Source organism: Pseudoalteromonas sp. S4741, assembly GCF_005886135.1.
GTDB classification, from domain to species: Bacteria; Pseudomonadota; Gammaproteobacteria; order Enterobacterales; family Alteromonadaceae; genus Pseudoalteromonas; species Pseudoalteromonas tetraodonis.
Window position 1 is genome coordinate 1 of sequence record NZ_PNCN01000067.1, and the last position, 20,527, is coordinate 20,527.

Sequence of the window (20,527 nt, forward strand, 5' to 3'; positions counted from 1 at the left end):
TAAACGAAAAAACACCACTCGCTCTTAAACGAGTGGTATTAGCATAATTTGCGGCTTTTTTACGTTAACTTAAAACATTAATCTTTGTGCTCAGTTTTCTCATTTTGAGTATCAGTCGATTTATCATCTGCCTGTTCTAACTCAACTTCAGCTGTTTTAGCGGCTGTAGTGTAAAACTTATCGCCTTTATCAGCCATTGCAACCAGTGATTCACAGGGTGCAAAAATCGCATTGCTGTTAGCCAGAGTAGACATATCAGAGCTAATTTTACCTGCGCCTAATTTATCCATATAGCTAAACGGGCCACCTAAGAACGGTGGGAAACCAATACCAAAAATAGCACCAATATCACCATCACGCGGGCTGGCAATAATATCGTCATCTAAACAGCGAACGGCCTCATTAAGCATTTGTGATATACAACGCTTAGCAATTTCGTTTTTATTTAGACGTGGAGCTGGGGTTACACCTAGTAACTCATAGACTGACTCATCAACCTTTTTGCCTTTCTTGTCGTATTCATAAAAACCACGACCCGTTTTACGGCCTAAGCGCTTTGAATCAATCATGCGCGAGAAAGCATCTGGGCCTTTAAAACGCTCACCCAATTCTTTTTCAAGAATTGGCGCGATTTTAGAACCAATATCAATACCGACTTCATCAAGCAGTGCCAACGGCCCTACTGGAAAACCAAACTCAACTAAGGCTGCGTCAATTTTTTCAATTGGCTCACCGGCAAGCATTAAGTTTGCCGCCTCATTCAGGTATGGCGCTAAAATACGGTTTACGTAAAAACCGGCCATGTCTTTTACCACAATTGGCGTTTTACCTTGCTTACGCGCAAAGTTAACTACACGAGCAATCGTTTCTTTTGAGGTGCCTTCGTGAGGAATAATTTCTACCAGTGGCATTTTCTCTACTGGTGAGAAATAATGTAAACCAATTACATTTTCAGGGCGTTCTGCTTTTGCTGCAATTTGCGAAATAGGTAATGACGAAGTATTACTTGCGAAAATAGTATTCGCTTGGCAATGCTGCTCTACATCAGCAACCATACCTTGCTTCAGTTCTAAATCTTCAAATACGGCTTCTATCACTAAATCTATGTGTTTAAAACCGCTGTAATCGGTAGTGCCGGTAATGCGGTTCATCGTTAACTGCATATCGGCTTTAGACATAATACGGCGTTTAAGACGCTTATCTAAAATTTTGTATGTGTAGTTCATGGCATTACTTATGCCCTGCTCTGCCACATCTTTAATACGCACCGGCAATTTAGCTTTAACCGCACTCACATGGGCAATACCTGCGCCCATTAAGCCACCACCTAACACGGCAGTTTTACTAATCGCGGGAGCATCATCATTGCGCCATTCTTTTTTCATTTCAGTGGTTGCAAAGAAAATGCCGCGCAGTGCTTTAGACTCATCACTCATTACCAATGTGGCAAAACCTTCTGCTTCGGTTTTATACGCTTTCATTTCATCAAGCTCTACGCTTGCACGTACCGCTTTAATAATTGCAAGCGGCGCAGGGTAATGACCACCGGTTTTTTTAAGAACGTTTTCTTTAGCTTTTTTAAAGATAAAGTTACGGCCAAACGGGTTTGATTCTAATAACTTACTGATCTTATCAAGTTTAGGCTCTTTAGCTTGTGGCTTTTTCTTCGCCGCAAACTCTTTAGCCACTTTTAACAATACGCTTTGTGGTACACAATCATCCAATACACCGGCTTTTTTAGCTTGTTTAGGACGAATTTGTTTACCGGTTAGCATCCACTCGAGGGCTTTTTGAATGCCCACGATTTTAGTTAAGCGCTGTGTACCACCACCGCCAGGTAATAAACCTAGTTGTACTTCTGGTAAACCAATTTTAGTTAAATCGCTATCTGTACCTACGCGGTAATCACAGGCTAAAGCAAATTCTAAACCGCCACCAAGTGCTGCGCCATGTATAGCACTAACTGTGGTGTACGGAAGCTTTTTCATATCAAAAAATGCTTGATGGCATAATTCGCTAATAGCTAATGCATCTTCACGCTTTTGCACGTTGTCTAGCATTTTAACATCGGCACCAGCAATAAAGTTATCGCTTTTACCGCTAATAAATACCATACCTTTGACTGCGTGCTCTTTAGCTTGTGCTAATAATGCTTTTAAATCATCAGCAAAGCTATCTCGCAGGGTGTTCATTTTTTCACCCGGTACATCAATTGTCACTACGGCTATTTTGTTATCATCAACCGTTAAATTAAATACTGAATCTGTCATTACGCACTCTCCAATACAAAGGCTGCACCTAAACCACCCGCAGCACAGGCAGTCGTTAACGCTAAACCACCGCCACGACGCTTAAGCTCGTATAAACTTTGTGTAATTAAACGCGCGCCGGTTGCCGCAAATGGATGACCATATGCAAGCGAGCCGCCGTTCACGTTAAACTTATCCATGTTAATTTCACCTATGGCTTTATTACGCCCTAAGTGCTCTTGTGCAAATTTATCTGAAGCAAACATTTTCATATTCGCTAAGGTTTGCGATGCAAACGCTTCATGCATTTCAATAAGGTCTAAATCAGCTAACGTAATACCCGCTCTATCAAGTGCGATAGGCGTTGAGTGAGCCGGCCCCATTAGCATGTCTTTTTCTACGCCAATGGCTGAGAACGCAAAACTACGCACATAACCTAAAATTTCATAACCCAAAGCTTTGGCTTTGCTTTCGCTCATCATTAACACTGCGGCTGCGCCATCAGTTAGTGGGGTTGCATTGGCAGCAGTGACTGAGCCGTGTTGACGGTCAAATACAGGCTTAAGCTTGGCGTAACCTTCAACCGTTGAGTTTTTACGGATATTATTATCTTCTTCAATAAAGCTTTTATAAGGCGGTAAATGAGCCGTCATTACTTCATCTTTTAACTTGCCATCAGCCCAAGCTTGCGTTGCCAGTGAGTGAGAACGATGCGCTAAAGCATCTTGATCTTCACGGCTAATGTTATGGGTTTTAGCCATTTGCTCGGCTGTTTGTCCCATTGATAAACCCGTTGAGTACTCAGCAACCGCTGGCGGCACTGGCAATAAATCTTTTAAACGCAGTTTTGAGAATATTTTTAAACGCTGACCAAGCGTACGTGCTTTGTTTAAATCAACTAAGCTACCCGCTAATTTTTTACTTACACCAATTGGCAATACAGACGATGAATCGGCACCACCGGCAATTCCTACGCTTACAGAGCCTGCCATAATTGATTCGGCAACGTTTGCTATCGCTTGAAAACTCGTCGCACAAGCACGCGATACAGAGTATGCATCAACCGATACTGGCATCCCAGTACCCAATACAATTTCACGCGCAATATTTGGCGCTTCTGGCATTTGTACTACTTGCCCAAAAACCAATTGATCGATTTCTGACTTGTCGAAATTTAATCGCTCAAGCATTTCATTAACCACTAGCTTACCCATATCCAATGCTGGTACATGGTGGAACGCAGTCGCTTGCTTAGCAAAAGGAGTACGTAAGCCGCTTACAATGGCAATACGGTCGCCTTTTGGTGTTTTAAGTATGTTTTGCTCAGACATTTATTATTCTCTCCCGCTGACAGGTCAGACCTGTATGTTTTCTCCGATTCTAAACAACCCGTGTGATAAAGCCAATAGATAAAGGTAAATAAATACAAAAGCGCCATTGTATATCACTACATACATTGTATGAGGGTAATACAATAGGCTTTTTTAGCTGGTTTTACAAAGTTTTATGTTAGGCTAAAAAATCGTTAAAAAATAACGAACTATTTTTAAAAAATCAGTCTAACTCTTGAGTTATCCACTTATAAACCTTATAACTAGCTCAGTATTTGTTACCTAACCAATTTAGGTATTATTTAAGCTGACGAGGACAGTCCACTTATTATGGCAGCTAACGCATTTTCACAATTAAAAACGTACTTAGATACACAAATCATTGGCCAGCCAGCGCTTACTCAAGCTCTTTTAATTGCTATATTAGCCGATGGCCACTTACTTGTTGAAGGCCCTCCAGGGCTTGCAAAAACACGTGCGGTAAATGCGCTTGCAAAAGGTATTGAAGGGTCGTTTCAGCGTGTTCAGTTTACCCCTGATTTATTACCAGCCGATGTGACCGGCACCGATATTTATCGCCAACAAACCAGTGAGTTTGTGTTTGAAAAAGGCCCTTTATTTCATAACCTTATTTTAGCGGATGAAATAAACCGAGCACCAGCAAAAGTACAATCGGCATTATTAGAAGCGATGGCCGAGCGCCAAGTCACGGTAGGCAAAAACACCTATCCACTCAGTGACCTGTTTTTAGTGATGGCAACACAAAATCCGCTTGAGCAAGAAGGTACTTACCCGCTACCAGAAGCGCAATTAGACCGTTTTTTAATGCACCTAAATATTAATTACCCAGGTGCTGAGCATGAGCTTGATATTTTACGTTTGACCCGTGGTGAAGCACTTAATGATGAAGCCCCAGTGCTTGAGCAAATTTCACAACCCGATTTGTTTGCTGCGCGAAAAGCAATTTTAGGTCTGTATTTGGCCGAGCCATTAGAGCAGTACTTAGTTCAGTTGATTATTGCTACTCGAGAAGGCGCAAACTTAGATGAGCAACTTGGCCGCTGGATTGAATACGGCGCAAGCCCTCGCGCTACTATCGCTCTTGATAAATGTGCCCGCGCTCATGCGTGGCTAAGTGGCCGTGATTTTGTATCACCTGACGATATACAAGCTGTTGTACATAATGTATTGCGCCATCGTATTATTTTAAGTTACGAAGCACAGGCCGATGGTATTACAAAAGATCAGGTCATTAGCCGTATTGTTGAACTAGTCGCAGTACCTTAAGTTATGCAAACACACTTTGATTCTCAGGCATGGCTTAAATTAAGTCATAGCCATGGTGTTAATTTATCGCTTAAAGAGCTGATGTATTATAAAGCTAAGGCACAACTGCTTGAGCTGGCACCTAAAGTTAGAATAAAAAATACCTTAGCAGGGCAATACCTTGCGCCCCACAAAGGCCGGGGTATGGAGTTTGCCGAAGTGCGTCATTATCAAAACGGTGACGATATACGCTCTATTGATTGGCGCGTTACCGCGCGCACAGGCGAAACCCACACTAAACTTTTTCAAGAGGAAAAAGAGCGCCCGGTATTTGTGTTTACTGACTTTTCAAACTCAATGCTATTTGGCTCGCAATTACTGTTAAAATCGGTGCAAGCAGCACATATTAGCGCCTTAGTTGCGTGGTCAGCGTGTCAGCGTGGCGACAGAATTGGCGGTATTGTGTTTAATCAGCACTCGCATTTAGAGCTAAAACCCAGCGCTCGTGAAAAAGCGGTATTAAAACTATGCCATAATTTATGCGACGCTCATCAGCAGGCACTTGAAAATATTGATAAACCCGCCAGCAATAACTTTAGTGATAACCTCAAACGTTTAAATCACTTAGCTAAGCCTGGTAGTTTGGTTTATATCGTGTCTGATTTTAACGCCTTGGATGACGCCAGCTTCAAGCAACTGGAACTTTTGGCGCGTCATTGCGAACTGATTGGGTGTCATATTAGCGACCCCTTTGAACATCAATTACCTGCTTTTAAACAAACGGTAACCGTCAGTGCTAATAATCAGCAATTTGCCCTGCCCTTAATGGACAAGAGCTTTAGACAACGATTTGCTAAAAATGCCGAGCACGCATTTAGCGCGCGTATTAATCGCTTAACAAAGTCTGGACTCACCCTATTATCATTTAATGCAGCCACTGCGCTGGAACTGCAATTAGTGAGAAAATAAATCATGCAAACCTCTCCACTTGATGGTCTACACGATATTATTGCTCCCACCCAAGTCGACTGGTGGCCACTCGCTCCTGCTTGGTGGGTTGTTATTGCAATTGCTGTGTGTTTATTGTGTAGCTTAATTGTCATAATTTATAAAAATTATCGCTTTAAAAAGCCAAAACGTGATGCCATTGCATTAGCTAATCAACAACAGTCAGCGCAGCAATTACATGTCATTTTAAAGCGTTTAGTGATCACCTATTACGATCCGCGTTTAGCCGCGCAGTCAACAACGCATTGGTGCAACACATTGAACCAACTTTCAGCGATTGGCTTTAAAGAAGAAGAAATTTTAAACCTATATAACGCTAATCAAACACAGGCAGCACTTAGTGATAAATTTCGCCAAGCCATTAAACAATTTAAACTAAAGGAGCCGCTGCATGTTTGAATTTAGCTGGCCATGGCTGTTTTTATTACTGCCGCTACCTTTAATATTGTTACTATTAAAACCCGCCGCCAATAATGCCAACACGCGTCTGCGCATTCCAAGTTTTGCATCACATAATTTAAGCAATCAAAGCATAGAGCCAAGTGCGCGTAAATTGAATATTGTCGAGTGGTTGCTGTGGTTATTATTAGTGACCGCATCAGCAAATCCAACGTGGTTAGATGAGCCCATATCGCTACCCAACGAAGGCCGCGATATAATGCTCGCTGTGGATTTGTCAGGGTCAATGACCGAACAAGACATGGCTTACAATGGCCAATATGTTGACCGTTTAACCATGGTCAAAGCAGTGCTAAGTGACTTTATAGAGCAGCGCCAAGGCGACAGACTCGGCCTTATATTGTTTGGTGATACCGCTTTTTTACAAACCCCACTGACGCGTGATGTGAAAACCGTCAGTAAAATGCTCTCTGAGGCGCAAATTGGTTTAGTAGGACGCGCCACGGCGATTGGTGACGCTTTAGGTTTATCGGTAAAACGCTTTGCCAGTAAAAAAGAAAGTAACCGTATTGTGGTGTTGCTTACAGATGGACAAAACACTGCAGGTAACCTTGACCCAGAAGATGCGCTGTTACTTGCCCGTGAAGAAGGTATAAAAGTGTACACCATTGGAGTCGGTTCAGATAACCCGCGCGGCTTTAGTTTATTTAATATGGGCTCTGGGGGCAGTAACCTAGATGAGGGCTTATTGAAAAAAATTGCTGAGCAAACAGGCGGTCTGTATTTTAGAGCAAAAGATGTCGCTGGCCTGCAACAAATTTACGCTGAGCTTGATAAGCTTGAACCAATTAGTGCCGATGAGCAAACCTTTCGCCCACAAACAGCCTTGTTCTATTATCCGTTATTACTGGCCATTTTACTCATAAGTGCAATGGCATTGATAAAAACGGTGCGCGCAATGAAGGAGCCAAACTAATGGATTTTGAATTTATTCGTCCTGCTATTTTATGGCTGTTACTCCCTGCCTCAGGGTTATTTTTTATCGCCTTACTAAAACATAAAAAAAACCAGTCAGCGCCACTTATTGCGCCGCATTTGGCACCATTTGTAATGAGTGAATCAAACAATAAAGCTCGCCAGCCGCTGTGGCTGGTTGCCTTATTTTGCAATTTAGCAATTATATTTAGTGCAGGGCCAAGCTTTGAAGAGAAGCAAGTACCCGTGTTTCAAAGTAAAAGTGCCCGCGTTATTGTCATGGATATGTCCTACTCTATGTATAGCACCGACATTGCTCCCAATCGATTAATGCAATCACGTTTTAAAGCCCTCGATATGGTTGAGCTATTTAAAGAAGGCGATACCGCGTTAGTGGCTTACGCAGGCACTGCCTATACCATTTCACCACTGACCAACGACGCTAAGACTCTTGCCAACCTTATTCCTAGTTTAAGCCCTGAAATTATGCCAGATAAAGGCTCAAACGTACTCGCTGGCTTAGATATGGCACAAGAGCTACTAAGCCAAGCCGGCTACCTCGATGGCGATATTATTTTGATCACCGATGGTATTGAGCAACAACAGCAAAGCGATGTAAGCCGTTTTACCAACAGTAGTCAATATCGACTTAATATTTACGGCGTAGGCACCGCACAAGGAGCCCCTATAAAGTTACCTGAAGGCGGATTTTTAAAAGATAATTATGGTCAAATTGTGGTGCCAACCCTCAATGCGTCATTACTTGAAGGACTTGCAAAAAATAGCGGTGGGCAGTTTGCCGATTACCAGCCAAGCAATAGCGATATTGCCGTTTTTTCACCGCAAGCAAACAGTGAAGTACTAAAAAGTGAAAAACCAAATTTAGCCTTATGGCGAATTGACGCCGGTATTTATGGTTTGCTTATTTTACTGCCTTTAGCTTTGTATTTATTTAGACGTTCTGCATTAGTTAGCGCAGTACTATTACTTAGCTTTTTACCTCAACAAAATGCGCATGCCGCAGAGCTGCCAACCCTGTTTAAAAATACGGATCAACGGGCATTAGAGGCATACAACAACAAAGAGTATCAACAAGCAGCTCAGGCTCGCTCAAGCGCCCTCAAAGGGGCTGCACTGTATCAGCAAGGGCAATTTGATGCTGCCTTGAATGAGTTTAGCCAAGATAAGTCAGCAACCGGTTATTATAACTATGGCAACGCCTTGGCTAAAGCAGGACAATTAGAGGCTGCCATTGACGCGTATAAACAAGCGCAAGTAAAGCAAGACAATTTTAGTGAAGCCGCTGAGAATCAAGCGCTTGTTGAGCAGTTACTAAATCAACAACAGCAAGATCAACAAAATCAGCAAGGCAATGATTCGCAAAATCAAGATGAGCAAAGTCAAGAGGATGCAGATAAATCAAAACAAGATCAGCAAAAAAATGGCGAGAAAAACAACGCAGATAAAAGCGAAGAGGACAGCCAAAATAGTGAACAACAGCAATCAGATCAGTCCTCGCAGCAATCAAAAGATCAACAAGGCCAATCTGGTGAGCAATCAGACAAACAGAATGAGCCTGACATGCAAGCTCAGTCACAAAGCCAACAAAATGAAAATAAAGACGAGAATACACCGCAGCAAGATGAGCCGCAAAATCAACCTAATGAGATGAGTGAGCAACCGCCCTCTGATGAGCAAAAACAGCAGGCACAGCAACAAGCCATGCAGGCACAAGCCGCTGAGCTCACTAATGAAGAAAAAGAAAAAGCACAGCAACTAAATCAGTTATTAAGAAAAGTGCCCGACGATCCCGCTATTTTATTAAGAAACAAAATGCAATTAGAAGCCCAAAAAAGACAATATCAACGTCGTCCAACAGGAGTAGAAAAATCATGGTAATGCGATTATTTTGCTGTTTATTGCTATTAACTGCCATGCCATTAATGGCCGCCACCACTTTGGAGGCAAGCGTTGATAAAAACCCAGTATTAGCGGGTGAATTTTTTATGCTTAATATTAGCATTGATGATTCAATAAAAGGGCAACAACCCGACACCTCAGCATTATTAAAAGATTTTGTAGTCGGCCCTATGAGCTTAAGTAGCCGCACTAACATTATTAATGGCAGTATAAAAAAACAAACCTCTTGGTCTGTTAAACTAATGACCCGCAAGGCGGGTGAATACACCATTCCCAGTTTTAGTGTTGCAGGGCTAAACTCGCAACCAATTAGTTTATCGGTTAAAGAGCGCAGCAGCGACGCAGATAAAAATAACGATATATTTTTAAAAACCTCACTTTCAAACAACAGCTTATTTGTACAAGAGGCTGGCGTTTACACCATTAAACTTTACTTAGCCAAAGAGCTTCTTGATGGCAGCTTAAGTGCGCCAAGTATGGAAGATGCCCAACTTACCCAACTCGGTAAACAAAGCGAAGATTATGAACTGGTTAACGGTAAACGTTATTTAGTGATCACCCGTAATTATTTAATTCAGCCCCAAAAAAGTGGCGCCTACACTATTGCAGCTCCCGTTTTTCAGGGGCGTATTCAGCAAAACTATCGTCAATTGGAAGTGTCAGCGCTTGGCGATGAGCAGCAAATTGAAATTAAACCTATCCCTGAAAACTATCAAGGAGACTGGTTACCCAGTGAACTGGTGAGCTTAACCGAGCAATGGCAGCCAGAGGATAATACTGTTGAAGCCGGCACGCCAATAACACGTACAATTATGCTCACCGCGCTAGGGGTGACTAAAGAGCAGTTACCCGAAATTGATATGCCTATTATTAATGGTATTCGCAGCTACCCTGATGAAAAAGAAACCAATAATGCGGTACGTGATGGTCGAGTGGTATCACAGCAAAGCGCCTCATTTGCGCTACTGCCACAAACACCTGGCACTTACACATTACCTGAAATTAGCTTGCCTTGGTATAACACCAAAATGAATCGAATTAGTTATGCGACCTTACCTGAGCGTACTATTACAGTCACACCCAGCACAACAGCGCCAGTGCAAACGCTTAATCCGCCAGCTGAAAACAACCTAAATAACACTATGGCAGAGTCAACGGAGCAAGCAGTTATAGTGCAACAGCAAACTGCCACACCACTGTGGCTAATTATTGTGGCCGCGCTTGGTTATGTTTTATGGATTGCGACGCTGATTTTTTACTTTATTAAACGCCCAGCTAAAGAAGTGCAACAAGCGGCTCAAACAACTAATAAAACAAATCAACAACCATCTTTAAAAGCCCTGCTGGTATTAGCTAAAAGCCATGACGAAAAAGCATTTTACGATGCACTTAATCAGTATGCGCTAACCCTTACAGGTAAAAAGGTAGGGGCGCTATCCCAATTATGCGCTATGATAAACAACCCAGAGTTCACCGCGCAGATAAACAATTTACAAGCACAGTTGTACAGTAAGCAAACGGCTAGCGCCAATTTAGACGCTATAGTTAGCATGTTAAAGGCACATCAATCGCAAACAGCTGAGCCTTCATCACCTGCGTTAAAAGAGCTGTATTCTTGATCTCAATTGTATTTTGCTTTTTTGACCTATAATAATTTTAACTAAAAAGTGCTTATGATTGGAAATAAAAAATCGAATGATCGGGTCTTACTAAATATGGCTGAAAAACAACAACGCTACGAAGCCCTGGTTCACGTTTATCATAAGGAACTCTATCGCTTCGCTTACTGGTTATGTAACGATCCGAATATTGCAGATGACTTAGTGCAAGAAACCTTTTTACGTGCTTGGCGCTCGCTTGACTCGTTACTCGATCAAAAAGCAGCTAAGCCATGGTTGCTAACAATTTTAAGACGCGAAAATGCGAGGCGCTTTGAGCGCAAGCAATTTGATTACAGTGATGTAGATAACGACACGCTAGTGGATCAAACCAGTCATTCTTTAGATGATGAAATGGAGCAAACCGTTATTCAACGGCAAATTTCGTTGTTGGCCGATGAATACAAAGAGCCGCTACTATTACAAGTGGTTATGGGCTGCTCTGGGGATGAAATTGCAGACATACTCGATTTAAACAAAAATACGGTTATGACACGTTTATTTCGGGCAAAAAATCACCTTAAAGAGGCACTAAGCCGTGATGATGAACAACTTAAAGGGGCATCAAAATAATGGATGAACTTGAGTTTCGTCGCTGCACGATTGCACAGCCAAACGAGCTAGACAAAGAACTACTGGAATTTGCAAACAGTAGTCCCGATAGACAACAATTTTTAAATGAAAACAAAACATTTGATAAGCAACTCAATGATGCGCTTGATATTCCTGTGCCTGACAACCTTGCTGAACGGATTATTTTAAACACCTCGTTAAAAGAAAAAGCCAGAAAAGATGAGCTTGAACAAAAAAACAACGTTATTGATTCACGCTCACGCTTTAAGTTTGACCGCGTATATTTGGCGTTCGCTGCTTCATTTGTGATTGCGGTAAGTGCGTTTATGTTTAGCACAGAGCAAAACTTGAATCATGCGGCTGGCGAGCATGCATTGGCGCATGTTTATCATGAACTTAACGCGTTAAATAAAACTCAACCTATCAGCTTACAAACAGTCAATGAAAAGCTGGCTTTACTTGGCGGTCAACTTAATGATTTACCTGGGAAAGTTACTTATGTTAACTTTTGCGATTTTCAAGGCGAGAAAGGCATCCATTTAGTGTTTGAATCGGACTTTGGCCCTATGACCGTGTTTATTGTCCCTAGTGATAACAAAGTCTTTGAAATTGGCTCGGGTGACTTTAGTGACTCTCGCTATGTAGGCCATATAAGCCGAGGAAAACAAGCTGATACTGTACTAATAGCAAGCCTAGGCTCACCGGTTAATATGTATAATGAACGTATTGCAGGCGCTATTCGCTGGCTGTAATACCAACTTGTATAATATTTGAACAATTTAACGAATTAAACTCCCTTATATCTAAGCAGATATATATAAGGGGATGGGTATTACAAACAATAAAAAACCGCAACGAGTGTGCGGTTTTTTTATTGCTAATAAGCTAAAACTTATTATTGGTTACTTACATACATCAGCAACAGCGTTAGCAAAGTAATCGATGTTTGCTTGACTAATTCCCGCTACGTTTACTCGGCTAGAGCCTACAATATAAATACCGTAGTCTTTTTGTAGACGCTCGATTTGCTCTTTATTAATACCTAAGAAAGAGAACATACCGTGTTGGCGGTCTATAAATGAGAAGTCTTGAGCAATGTCTTTGGCTGCAAGGCTGTCTTTAATTAAACTACGTAAACCATTAATACGGTTACGCATTTCATCAAGTTCACTGTGCCATAACTGCGTTAACTCTGTGCTGCTTAAAATGGTGTTTACAATGTCTGCACCGTGCGCTGGCGGCATAGAATAAATGCTACGTACCACACTTAATAATACCGAGTTTGAAATATCAGCGGTTGCACTGTCTTTTGCAATAATTGAACACGCACCAATACGCTCACGGTATAAGCCAAAGTTTTTAGAACATGACGAACAAATGATCAACTCTTCAACCGCATTGGCTAAAATACGTAAACCATTCGCATCTTCTTCTAAAGAAGAACCAAAACCTTGGTATGCAATATCAATTAATGGCGTAAAGCCCACATCTTTTGCAAGTTCAGCAATGGTATTCCATTGTGTTTCGTTTAAATCCATACCACTTGGGTTGTGACAACATGCATGTAATAACACAACATCGCCCTTAGGCACCTGTGTTAGTGTTTCAACCATTTCATCAAACAATAAATCTTTGTTTTCGTAGTCGTAGTATGGGTACTCTTTAACCGTTAAGCCTGCAGCTTCAAATAAGCTAATGTGGTTAGCCCACGTTGGGTTAGTAACCCATACAGTAGCGTTTGGGTTACAACGTACAATAAATTCTGCTGCAACACGAAGTGCGCCTGTACCACCAGGTGCTTGTGCTGTGCGTACGCGATTAGCTAATAATGCCGGGTGCTCACCAAGAAGAAGATTTTCCATTTGTTGACAGTAATCTAAGTTACCAGCAAGACCAATGTAAGATTTGCTCATTTCATTTTCTAAACGAAACGCTTCTGCTTTTTTTACTGACTTTAATACCGGGGTATTCCCCTGCTCGTCTTTATATACACCAACCCCTAAGTCAATCTTATTAGGGTTAGTATCTTGCTTATAGGCCGCCATAAGGCCAAGAATAGGGTCTGTTGGTAATGGTTTTAATACTGAGAACATTGACTATCTCTTCGTTATTTAGGGGTTAGCTGTTGCGCTAAGCTTAACATAAAAAGTCACTCGATTGACCAGTGTTATTTACACTAAAAAGTGAGGAATTTTAATACAGCATGCAATTAATAAGGCGAGTGTCGTATTATCAAAAAAATCCGTGCTAAAGGCTTCGCCATCGACAATGCCAATGCACTGCTTTTGCGCATTAAATAGTGGTAAACAGGCCTCTGCTTTTACTTTCGGATCGCAGGTGTAATACTCACCACCCGCGGCTAAATATTGCTCAACATTATTAATAACACGTCCTTTACCACTGAGTGCCACTTGCACATTATTACTGCCGGTTGCAAATTCAGCTGTGAGCGGAAATAAAGGGCGACTCGGTGCACCAAAATAAGCGAGCTTTAATAACTGCTCGCCTTCAGGGGTGGCCGTATTTTGATAGATGCCATACCAATCTAATTGGGTGTTTTCGATTACATAGTCAACAATCAACTGAAGTTGCGCTAACTTTGCTGTTGTTTGCGTATTTTGGCTAACGTAATCGTTTAAATTAAACGGCTCATCTTGCAAGTAGCCGAACAAACTACATGCGCCACCTTCACCGAGTTCTGGAATTTGATACTGCCAACGCACGGCCGGTGCAGCATTGCTATTTAAGTACTGCTCAAGCTTTTCTAGCTCAGCGTTAATTAACTGTTGCTCTACATTAAGCTGAGCTTGCTCTAAATAAAAATTTATCATTTGGCCATCCATACATCTATAATGCCGAGATAGTAGCATGGATATTTTTATAGCGCGAGCCAATTTAAAGCGCTTTTTAAAATCCTTAAGCACTTTTATTCATAGATATAATTGCGGTATTTAAACTGGTCGCTTTATCTTTGGGCATTAAAAGGTGTTCAGCTTAGGCGCAAAAATTACGCCTTTGCGTCACAAATTTGTTATTATTTACTCCAATATTAGATTCAATCTTAGATAGGTTAATTATGAGTGATAATCACTTAGTGTATTCAACAGCAACAGGGCGAATTGATCAGCCAAAGCCAGAAAAAGAACTGGATGTAAAACTATTTAAAGACGGGTCTATTCGCATAGAGCGTCAAAGCAAAGGTCGAAAAGGTAAAGGCGTAATGCTAGTTGTAGGATTAGATCCCCAACAGCACGATTTAAAAAAGTTAGCAAAAACAATAAAAAGTAAAATGGGCCAAGGTGGCGCAGTAAAAGAAGGAGTTATTGAAGTACAAGGTGATGATCGCGATAAGTTAAAGGCGATTTTAGAAGGATTAAAGTTTAAGGTAAAAATTGCGGGTGGTTAACCCGCAATTTTGTTTTATTCAGAGACTTTTAACACAGCTAATTGATCAAACAACATTGGGATATCGGCTTCGGCAACGGGCTTACTAAAGTAATAGCCTTGCACAATAAAACAATTATTATTTTGTAAAAATTCAACTTGCTCTATTGTTTCAACCCCTTCAGCAACCACATCAAGCTTAAGCTTTTGTGCCATCGCAATAATCGCAGCGGTGATCTCCATATCATTATCATCTTCAGGGATATCTTTAACAAACGAGCGGTCAATTTTAAGAATATCGACAGGAAAACGTTTAAGGTAACTCAACGAAGAATAGCCCGTACCAAAATCGTCAATAGAAATTGAAATACCCAGCTTTTTCAATTGATGTAACTGATCAATAGCCGCCTCAACATTACCCATTAGCATGCTCTCAGTCAGCTCAAGGTGCAGGCTTTTAGCTTTAATTTGCGTCTCTATGATTATTTTTTTCAGCATAGGTACTAAGCTTGCGTCTTTAAACTGCCTTGCTGACAGGTTTATCGACATGTTGCTCGCTCTACCTTGTTGCTCTAGTCGTTTAGTAAACTCACATGCTTGTTGTAACACCCACTTACCTAGTTCCACAATTAAACCCGTTGCCTCAGCAATAGGAATAAATTTGGTGGGTGGAATGAATCCCTGCGTAGGATGGAACCAGCGAAGCAATGCTTCATACCCTACTACACTATTATCGCGACAATCAACTTGTGGCTGATAATGCAGTGTGAGTTGTTTTTCTTTAATTGCATGGCGCAACTCATTTTCGAGGAATAATCGCTCATTGGCGGCTGCATTTAGATCTTGGCTGTAAAAGTGGAACGTATTACGCCCTTTCGCTTTTGCTTCATACATGGCTAAATCGGCATGTTTTAATAACTGATCTTCTTCTAGGCTATCAAATGGCGCCAAGGTAATACCAATACTGGCAGTAACAATCACTTCGTTACTACCTAATTTTATTGGCTGATTTAACGTTTTTTGAATGGTGTCAGCGACTTCCGATGCTTCTTTTTGATGCTCAATACCACTGAGTAATACCGCAAACTCATCACCGCCTAAACGAGCTATAGTATCTTCTGCTCGTAAGCGCTGCTTTAAGCGCGTTGCCACTTCAACCAATAGTTGATCGCCTGCATCGTGACCTAAAGTATCGTTAATACGCTTAAATTCATCCAAATCAAAGTAAAATAAAGCAAACGAGTAACGCCCTCTTTCAGCAAGCGCCATCGACTTTCTAAGCTGCATTCTAAAGAATGTACGATTAGCAAGCCCGGTTAATGTATCGAAGTAAGCGAGCTGTTCCATTTTGCGTTGGCTTTCTTTTACAAATGAAATATCTTGCGCTGAAGCAACGTAACTGGTGATTTTTCCACCATCTTCACGAATAGGTGACACACTCAGCGATACCCATATGGGTGGCTTGTTTTGCGCTTCAATAAGGGTATCCCCTCGCCAGTAATTACGGTTGCGCAAATCAATGTCAATGTCCTCTACCAACATGGTCATTTCATTAGCAATAATAGTCAGAAGTGGCTGGCGCAGGAAATCACTTTCTGCAAAGTCGGTCATTTCCAGCATTTTTGGATTAACATATTCAATCACAAAGTTTTCATCGGTGATCACCACACCTGTGCCCGAGAAGGCAACCGCTTTAGACAAGCGAATTGCAGCCTTTTCTGCAATTTCTTTTTCTATTATGCGCTGGTTTAAGCCATCGATAAGTTTGCGGATTTCAATGGTCATATCTTTGAATGAACCATTAAGCGTACCGATTTCATCTTTATTTTCTTTTGGAAAATCAATTTCTAACTGGCCTTTACCAAAGTTAGTAACCGCATAAACCAATGAATGCAGGCGTCTTAAAACTAGTTGATAAAGTGCTTGGTGTAATAACAAAGCAACTAAAATGGCATACAGAATAAACAAGCCAAAAAACTTCAGTTTTAAGTCTTTCAGTGCCGATAGTGTAGAAGAGCGCTTTTTATATACGCCCACGTACCAGTTTACACCTTCAACTTTATGGATATTTATAATGTAGTCTTCACCATTTAATGAAAACGAGTCGGCATATTCCGGCAATTGTATTTGCCTTGCATTATCAATAACTCGCTTTAGCTCAGGAGAAATAAAATCGCCAGATAGCAACTTTTTACCCGCCTCTCCGTATTGGGTATAACTATCGGCTCCTAAATTAGGGTGCGCCAATAGCTGCCCTTGCTTATCGAACACCACTAACTGTTTTTCTTTTCCGCCAACGGGCAATTGCGATATGAGAGAGTCGAGAGAAATATCACTACCCGTAACTCCTAAAAACTCATCATTTTTATAAATAGGTACAATTAAACTAACGACCCACTTATTCCAAACGCCATCGTAATACACTCGTGACCACAGCGGCTCGCGTTGTGGGTTTGTTAACGATTTTGCGTAATTAAAACTTTTGCTTTGATTAAAGGTGTAATCTCCGGGGACATTAAGTGCCCAATTTGGTGGCGCAACACGGATAAAATTATCTTTGGTGATCAGGTAAAAATTATAAAAATCTTGAATTAACGTGGGGGAAATCACTTTCCAAAGCGATTCAGAATCTGCAATTAACTGTTTATAAAAAGGAGAATAAGCATTTTCGGGAATGAACGCCGCAGATAAGCCATCGGCAGATGCGCTGCGCACAGAACCATCATTGGTGACTTGCATAGTCGGGGCATTGTTATTCTTAAATGATAATTGCCCCTCAAATAACTGCTCGCTAACAACAATATTAGCTTGCTCAGCTATTTTAACTTTGGTCGCTATCAAATTATTAAACTGGTTTATTAATAATTCATTTGATTGCTTTAATACCTCATGCTCTTCAAATACAAGCTGTTTCTCTTCTGATTTGAGCATTAATGCAGCCGCACAAATACCTGCAACTAAACAAATGCCAGAGATCAACAGTGATAACTTGACACTGAGTGAGTTTATTCCGAATCGAGATGGAGGGCGTCGATACACAAAAGGCCAACCTTATTTATAATTATTATTTTTGCGAGTAGTAGAAATATACCAGAACTTAAATCAGAATTATAAATTATTTATAAACGTTTAAAAAATAACACCTTTTGTACACATATTAGGTAAAAAAGCCACATCAGGTAAGTGCTTGTTGACATTAGAGGTTACTCTTCATACATTAAGGGCATGAATATAAAATACTCACTTACTTTCTTATCTTTTTTTAGCTTCTTTATATAGAAGAGGCTTCCCTGTTTGTGAGATAAAATCAATCGAATAGTAAAGCCTCCCAACTGGGAGGCTTTTTTGTTTACGCTGTTAAATACAGTGACGTTTTTGGAATGAGGAAAACCAAATGAGCAATGATGTTTTAGACACGCTTAGGCACGATATAAATGAAATCGATTCTGACCTACTTGTGTTATTAGCGAAGCGACGCCGTATTAGCCATGGTGTTGTTGAATATAAGATAGCGAATAATAAACCAATTCGTGATGAAGCACGTGAATTAGCATTACTCGAAAAATTAATCGGTTATGGTAAATCTCTTGGTTTAGATGCCTACTATGTAAATAATGTTTTTCAAACCATATTGGAAGACTCTGTATTACATCAACAAGCCATGCTTCAAAAGAATTTAAACCCCGATGCACTGAGCGAAACCCATCGCGTAACCTATTTAGGCGGACAAGGATCTTACAGTCAACTTGCGTGTCATAAGTACTTTAGTCGCCGACCAGGCAAATTAATTGAAATTGGCTGTAGTTCTTTTGATGAGATCACCGGTAAAGTAGAAAATGGTCAAGCCGACTTTGGCTTACTGCCTATCGAAAACACTAGCTCAGGTAGTATTAATGAAGTATTTGATTTGCTGCAGCATGCACAAGTCTCTATTGTAGGTGAAGTTACTCATAGCGTTGAGCATTGCTTATTAGCAGCACCAGGAACTGAGCTGAACCAATTAACTAAAGTCTTTGCGCATCCACAACCCTTTGCCCAGTGTAGCCGCTTTTTACAGGGCCTTGGCGAACTTCAGCATGAAACCTGCGATTCAACATCGAGTGCATTAAAATCAGCACTTGAAACACCTAACAGTGCGGCTATTGGCTCTGCACAAGCAGGTAAAAATGTAGGGCTTGAAGTGATCAAGGCGAATCTTGCTAATCAAAAAGAAAACCATAGTCGCTTCATTGTGGTTGCACGTAAACCGCTACATGTATCTAAACAAATCCCCACTAAAACCAGTTTAATTATGGCAACTAAGCAACAAGCAGGCTCACTCGCCGATGCGCTGATGATTTTTAAACAGCATAATATAAATCTAGTAAAATTAGAGTCTCGCCCTGTACCAGGAAATCCATGGGAAGAAGTATTCTATGTAGATTTAGAAGCGAACCTTGCTGATAGCCAAGTGAAACATGCGTTAGAAGAGCTTAAAGAGCATACCCAATATGTGCGCGTATTAGGTTGTTATCAAAGCGAGTCTTTACAAGCTGTAAGTGTAGATAGTTAAGTATTACGTCTGAGTGTAAATGGATTCACACTCAGATACTAACTTGCCAAGCGGTCGAAATTTGCACTTTAAGTTAAGTTGACATCTATTATAAGGAAATAAAACAATGCAAACAAAATTTATAGCTCTTCTTTTACTACTTACTCCCCTGCTTACGCCTGCCGCTCCTATACCAACAGGGAAATCTGATGGACTTATTTGTTCTTCATATATTGGTGGTAAAGTTAAGGCTTGCCCTGAAAATATTCACGACTATATCAATAACAATACTGGTATTCCTATTTACCATGCTTGCGACAATGGCGAAGCTTTATGTATTGGTGAAGATTATCCATACAATGACTTTCGTGAACTTAATACTATTTATGATATTGATAATAACCAAACAAAAAAAATACAAGTAACTATTACCCCAACGTTACTCGATTCTCTTGGCCGCAGCACCTTACAAAAGGGCCGAAAAATCATTTCTGAGATTGCTCCTACCCCACAAGAAAAACAGTTCACCAATGAATTATTCTTAGCAGTAAACTCTAAACAGAAACTAGCAAAACAATTAACACTTACTGTGCAAGGAAGTTATGCAACTGATGCCTCAGGAGTAACCACTGATATACTGACAAGTTCATTACTATCTTGCAAAACAGCACTCAACTACCTTAACAATGACGTTAATTGCATGGGTGATTTAAACAAAGATATTGATTTATCAGTTCAAGATAATGCGGTATTTAATTCCTTTATTTCAGCTTTACAAAAAGCCCAAGGGTTAATAAATGTTGTGACTGTTGGCAGCATTGATTATTCTGATTTACAAAAGTTGAATCAGTTTATTGTTATTTTGTATTACGATGACGGTTCTAAATTAGCTATTAATGTCGAGTTCAAAGAAGGGGCGATAGAAATTAAATTAAATAAAGACGCATCGCGTACATCTAAAGGGCTAACTTTTTTACAATTTATAGAAGGTAACACCAATAAAGCCACCTCATATGGTGAAGCAAAATCTATGGCTAATTCAAAGTATAATAGTGGTTTTGGCTGTGCACCAACGCGATTTGATAATGACGTCACCGCAAAATTAGTAAATACAATAATAATCAAAAAACCCGATGGAACGGAGCGTCATATAAATATTTATAAGCTAGTTAATGAATTTGTAGTATTTAATCAGTGCTAAGTATGAAACTTTGCAAGGCTGGACATAAACCT

The 20,527-nt window shown here is 40.6% G+C and carries 16 protein-coding genes and 1 other annotated feature; of the genes, 11 read left to right on the forward strand and 5 right to left on the reverse strand.

Features of this window, described 5'->3' with window-relative positions:
* Positions 1 to 77 precede the first annotated feature (77 nt).
* On the reverse strand, positions 78 to 2,270 hold the full coding sequence (gene fadJ, locus CWC30_RS10820) for a fatty acid oxidation complex subunit alpha FadJ (RefSeq protein ID WP_138627066.1): 2,193 nt from the start codon (positions 2,268 to 2,270) through the stop codon (positions 78 to 80).
* On the reverse strand, positions 2,270 to 3,580 hold the full coding sequence (fadI, locus tag CWC30_RS10825) for an acetyl-CoA C-acyltransferase FadI (protein ID WP_013464510.1): 1,311 nt from the start codon (positions 3,578 to 3,580) through the stop codon (positions 2,270 to 2,272). The genes fadJ and fadI overlap by 1 nt, the downstream gene beginning before the upstream one ends.
* 330 nt (positions 3,581 to 3,910) lie before the next feature.
* On the opposite strand from fadI, the gene CWC30_RS10830 reads away from it, so the two are divergent.
* The 8 genes from CWC30_RS10830 to CWC30_RS10865 are packed head-to-tail and all read left to right on the forward strand — an operon-like array spanning position 3,911 to position 12,131.
* Positions 3,911 to 4,867: an AAA family ATPase gene (locus CWC30_RS10830; RefSeq protein ID WP_138627067.1), complete on the forward strand. Its 957-nt coding sequence runs from the start codon at positions 3,911 to 3,913 to the stop codon at positions 4,865 to 4,867.
* A 3-nt stretch (positions 4,868 to 4,870) separates the two neighbouring features.
* Positions 4,871 to 5,815, forward strand: a complete 945-nt coding sequence (locus CWC30_RS10835; protein ID WP_036983209.1) for a DUF58 domain-containing protein — start codon at positions 4,871 to 4,873, stop codon at positions 5,813 to 5,815.
* A gap of 3 nt (positions 5,816 to 5,818) precedes the next feature.
* Positions 5,819 to 6,253, forward strand: coding sequence for a DUF4381 domain-containing protein (locus CWC30_RS10840; RefSeq protein ID WP_138627068.1), 435 nt, complete (start codon positions 5,819 to 5,821; stop codon positions 6,251 to 6,253).
* Entirely contained in the window at positions 6,246 to 7,229 is a 984-nt protein-coding gene (locus CWC30_RS10845) for a vWA domain-containing protein (RefSeq protein ID WP_138627069.1), read from the forward strand. The genes CWC30_RS10840 and CWC30_RS10845 overlap by 8 nt, the downstream gene beginning before the upstream one ends.
* Positions 7,229 to 9,127, forward strand: coding sequence for a vWA domain-containing protein (locus CWC30_RS10850; protein WP_138627070.1), 1,899 nt, complete (start codon positions 7,229 to 7,231; stop codon positions 9,125 to 9,127). The genes CWC30_RS10845 and CWC30_RS10850 overlap by 1 nt, the downstream gene beginning before the upstream one ends.
* Positions 9,121 to 10,767, forward strand: coding sequence for a BatD family protein (locus CWC30_RS10855; protein ID WP_138627071.1), 1,647 nt, complete (start codon positions 9,121 to 9,123; stop codon positions 10,765 to 10,767). The genes CWC30_RS10850 and CWC30_RS10855 overlap by 7 nt, the downstream gene beginning before the upstream one ends.
* Before the next feature lie 54 nt (positions 10,768 to 10,821).
* Entirely contained in the window at positions 10,822 to 11,379 is a 558-nt protein-coding gene (locus CWC30_RS10860) for a sigma-70 family RNA polymerase sigma factor (protein WP_138627072.1), read from the forward strand.
* Complete coding sequence (locus CWC30_RS10865; protein WP_138627073.1) at positions 11,379 to 12,131, forward strand: DUF3379 family protein; 753 nt, start codon at positions 11,379 to 11,381, stop codon at positions 12,129 to 12,131. Before CWC30_RS10860 ends, CWC30_RS10865 begins: the two co-directional genes overlap by 1 nt.
* Before the next feature lie 150 nt (positions 12,132 to 12,281).
* Here the strand turns inward: CWC30_RS10865 and CWC30_RS10870 are convergent, their stop codons facing one another.
* Both CWC30_RS10870 and CWC30_RS10875 read right to left on the reverse strand, forming a co-directional pair.
* On the reverse strand, positions 12,282 to 13,472 hold the full coding sequence (locus CWC30_RS10870; RefSeq protein WP_036983216.1) for an amino acid aminotransferase: 1,191 nt from the start codon (positions 13,470 to 13,472) through the stop codon (positions 12,282 to 12,284).
* A 78-nt stretch (positions 13,473 to 13,550) separates the two neighbouring features.
* A complete protein-coding gene (locus tag CWC30_RS10875) occupies positions 13,551 to 14,210 on the reverse strand; it encodes a GAF domain-containing protein (protein WP_138627074.1) in 660 nt (219 codons plus the stop codon).
* Between the two features lie 245 nt (positions 14,211 to 14,455).
* Between CWC30_RS10875 and CWC30_RS10880 the strand changes: the two genes are divergently transcribed.
* Positions 14,456 to 14,785 (forward strand): SUI1 family translation initiation factor, encoded by a 330-nt coding sequence (locus tag CWC30_RS10880; RefSeq protein WP_069440267.1) that lies wholly within the window; start codon positions 14,456 to 14,458, stop codon positions 14,783 to 14,785.
* Positions 14,786 to 14,799: 14 nt separating this feature from the next.
* Here CWC30_RS10880 and CWC30_RS10885 read toward each other — a convergent pair whose 3' ends face one another.
* Entirely contained in the window at positions 14,800 to 17,802 is a 3,003-nt protein-coding gene (locus CWC30_RS10885) for a bifunctional diguanylate cyclase/phosphodiesterase (RefSeq protein WP_036983217.1), read from the reverse strand.
* A 188-nt stretch (positions 17,803 to 17,990) separates the two neighbouring features.
* Positions 17,991 to 18,113: a sequence feature (Phe leader region), on the forward strand.
* Between the two features lie 44 nt (positions 18,114 to 18,157).
* Between CWC30_RS10885 and CWC30_RS10890 the strand changes: the two genes are divergently transcribed.
* Positions 18,158 to 19,315, forward strand: coding sequence for a chorismate mutase (locus CWC30_RS10890; RefSeq protein ID WP_138627075.1), 1,158 nt, complete (start codon positions 18,158 to 18,160; stop codon positions 19,313 to 19,315).
* Between the two features lie 106 nt (positions 19,316 to 19,421).
* Positions 19,422 to 20,495 (forward strand): hypothetical protein, encoded by a 1,074-nt coding sequence (locus tag CWC30_RS10895; RefSeq protein ID WP_138627076.1) that lies wholly within the window; start codon positions 19,422 to 19,424, stop codon positions 20,493 to 20,495.
* Positions 20,496 to 20,527 lie beyond the last annotated feature (32 nt).

What these genes read in the sequence shown, in the direction of transcription:
- fadJ (WP_138627066.1), bottom strand. Translation starts at nt 2,270, where the DNA reads ATGACAGATTCAGTATTTAATTTAACGGTTGATGATAACAAAATAGCC.
- fadI (WP_013464510.1), bottom strand. Translation starts at nt 3,580, where the DNA reads ATGTCTGAGCAAAACATACTTAAAACACCAAAAGGCGACCGTATTGCC.
- CWC30_RS10830 (WP_138627067.1), top strand. Translation starts at nt 3,911, where the DNA reads ATGGCAGCTAACGCATTTTCACAATTAAAAACGTACTTAGATACACAA.
- CWC30_RS10835 (WP_036983209.1), top strand. Translation starts at nt 4,871, where the DNA reads ATGCAAACACACTTTGATTCTCAGGCATGGCTTAAATTAAGTCATAGC.
- CWC30_RS10840 (WP_138627068.1), top strand. Translation starts at nt 5,819, where the DNA reads ATGCAAACCTCTCCACTTGATGGTCTACACGATATTATTGCTCCCACC.
- CWC30_RS10845 (WP_138627069.1), top strand. Translation starts at nt 6,246, where the DNA reads ATGTTTGAATTTAGCTGGCCATGGCTGTTTTTATTACTGCCGCTACCT.
- CWC30_RS10850 (WP_138627070.1), top strand. Translation starts at nt 7,229, where the DNA reads ATGGATTTTGAATTTATTCGTCCTGCTATTTTATGGCTGTTACTCCCT.
- CWC30_RS10855 (WP_138627071.1), top strand. Translation starts at nt 9,121, where the DNA reads ATGGTAATGCGATTATTTTGCTGTTTATTGCTATTAACTGCCATGCCA.
- CWC30_RS10860 (WP_138627072.1), top strand. Translation starts at nt 10,822, where the DNA reads ATGATTGGAAATAAAAAATCGAATGATCGGGTCTTACTAAATATGGCT.
- CWC30_RS10865 (WP_138627073.1), top strand. Translation starts at nt 11,379, where the DNA reads ATGGATGAACTTGAGTTTCGTCGCTGCACGATTGCACAGCCAAACGAG.
- CWC30_RS10870 (WP_036983216.1), bottom strand. Translation starts at nt 13,472, where the DNA reads ATGTTCTCAGTATTAAAACCATTACCAACAGACCCTATTCTTGGCCTT.
- CWC30_RS10875 (WP_138627074.1), bottom strand. Translation starts at nt 14,210, where the DNA reads ATGATAAATTTTTATTTAGAGCAAGCTCAGCTTAATGTAGAGCAACAG.
- CWC30_RS10880 (WP_069440267.1), top strand. Translation starts at nt 14,456, where the DNA reads ATGAGTGATAATCACTTAGTGTATTCAACAGCAACAGGGCGAATTGAT.
- CWC30_RS10890 (WP_138627075.1), top strand. Translation starts at nt 18,158, where the DNA reads ATGAGCAATGATGTTTTAGACACGCTTAGGCACGATATAAATGAAATC.
- CWC30_RS10895 (WP_138627076.1), top strand. Translation starts at nt 19,422, where the DNA reads ATGCAAACAAAATTTATAGCTCTTCTTTTACTACTTACTCCCCTGCTT.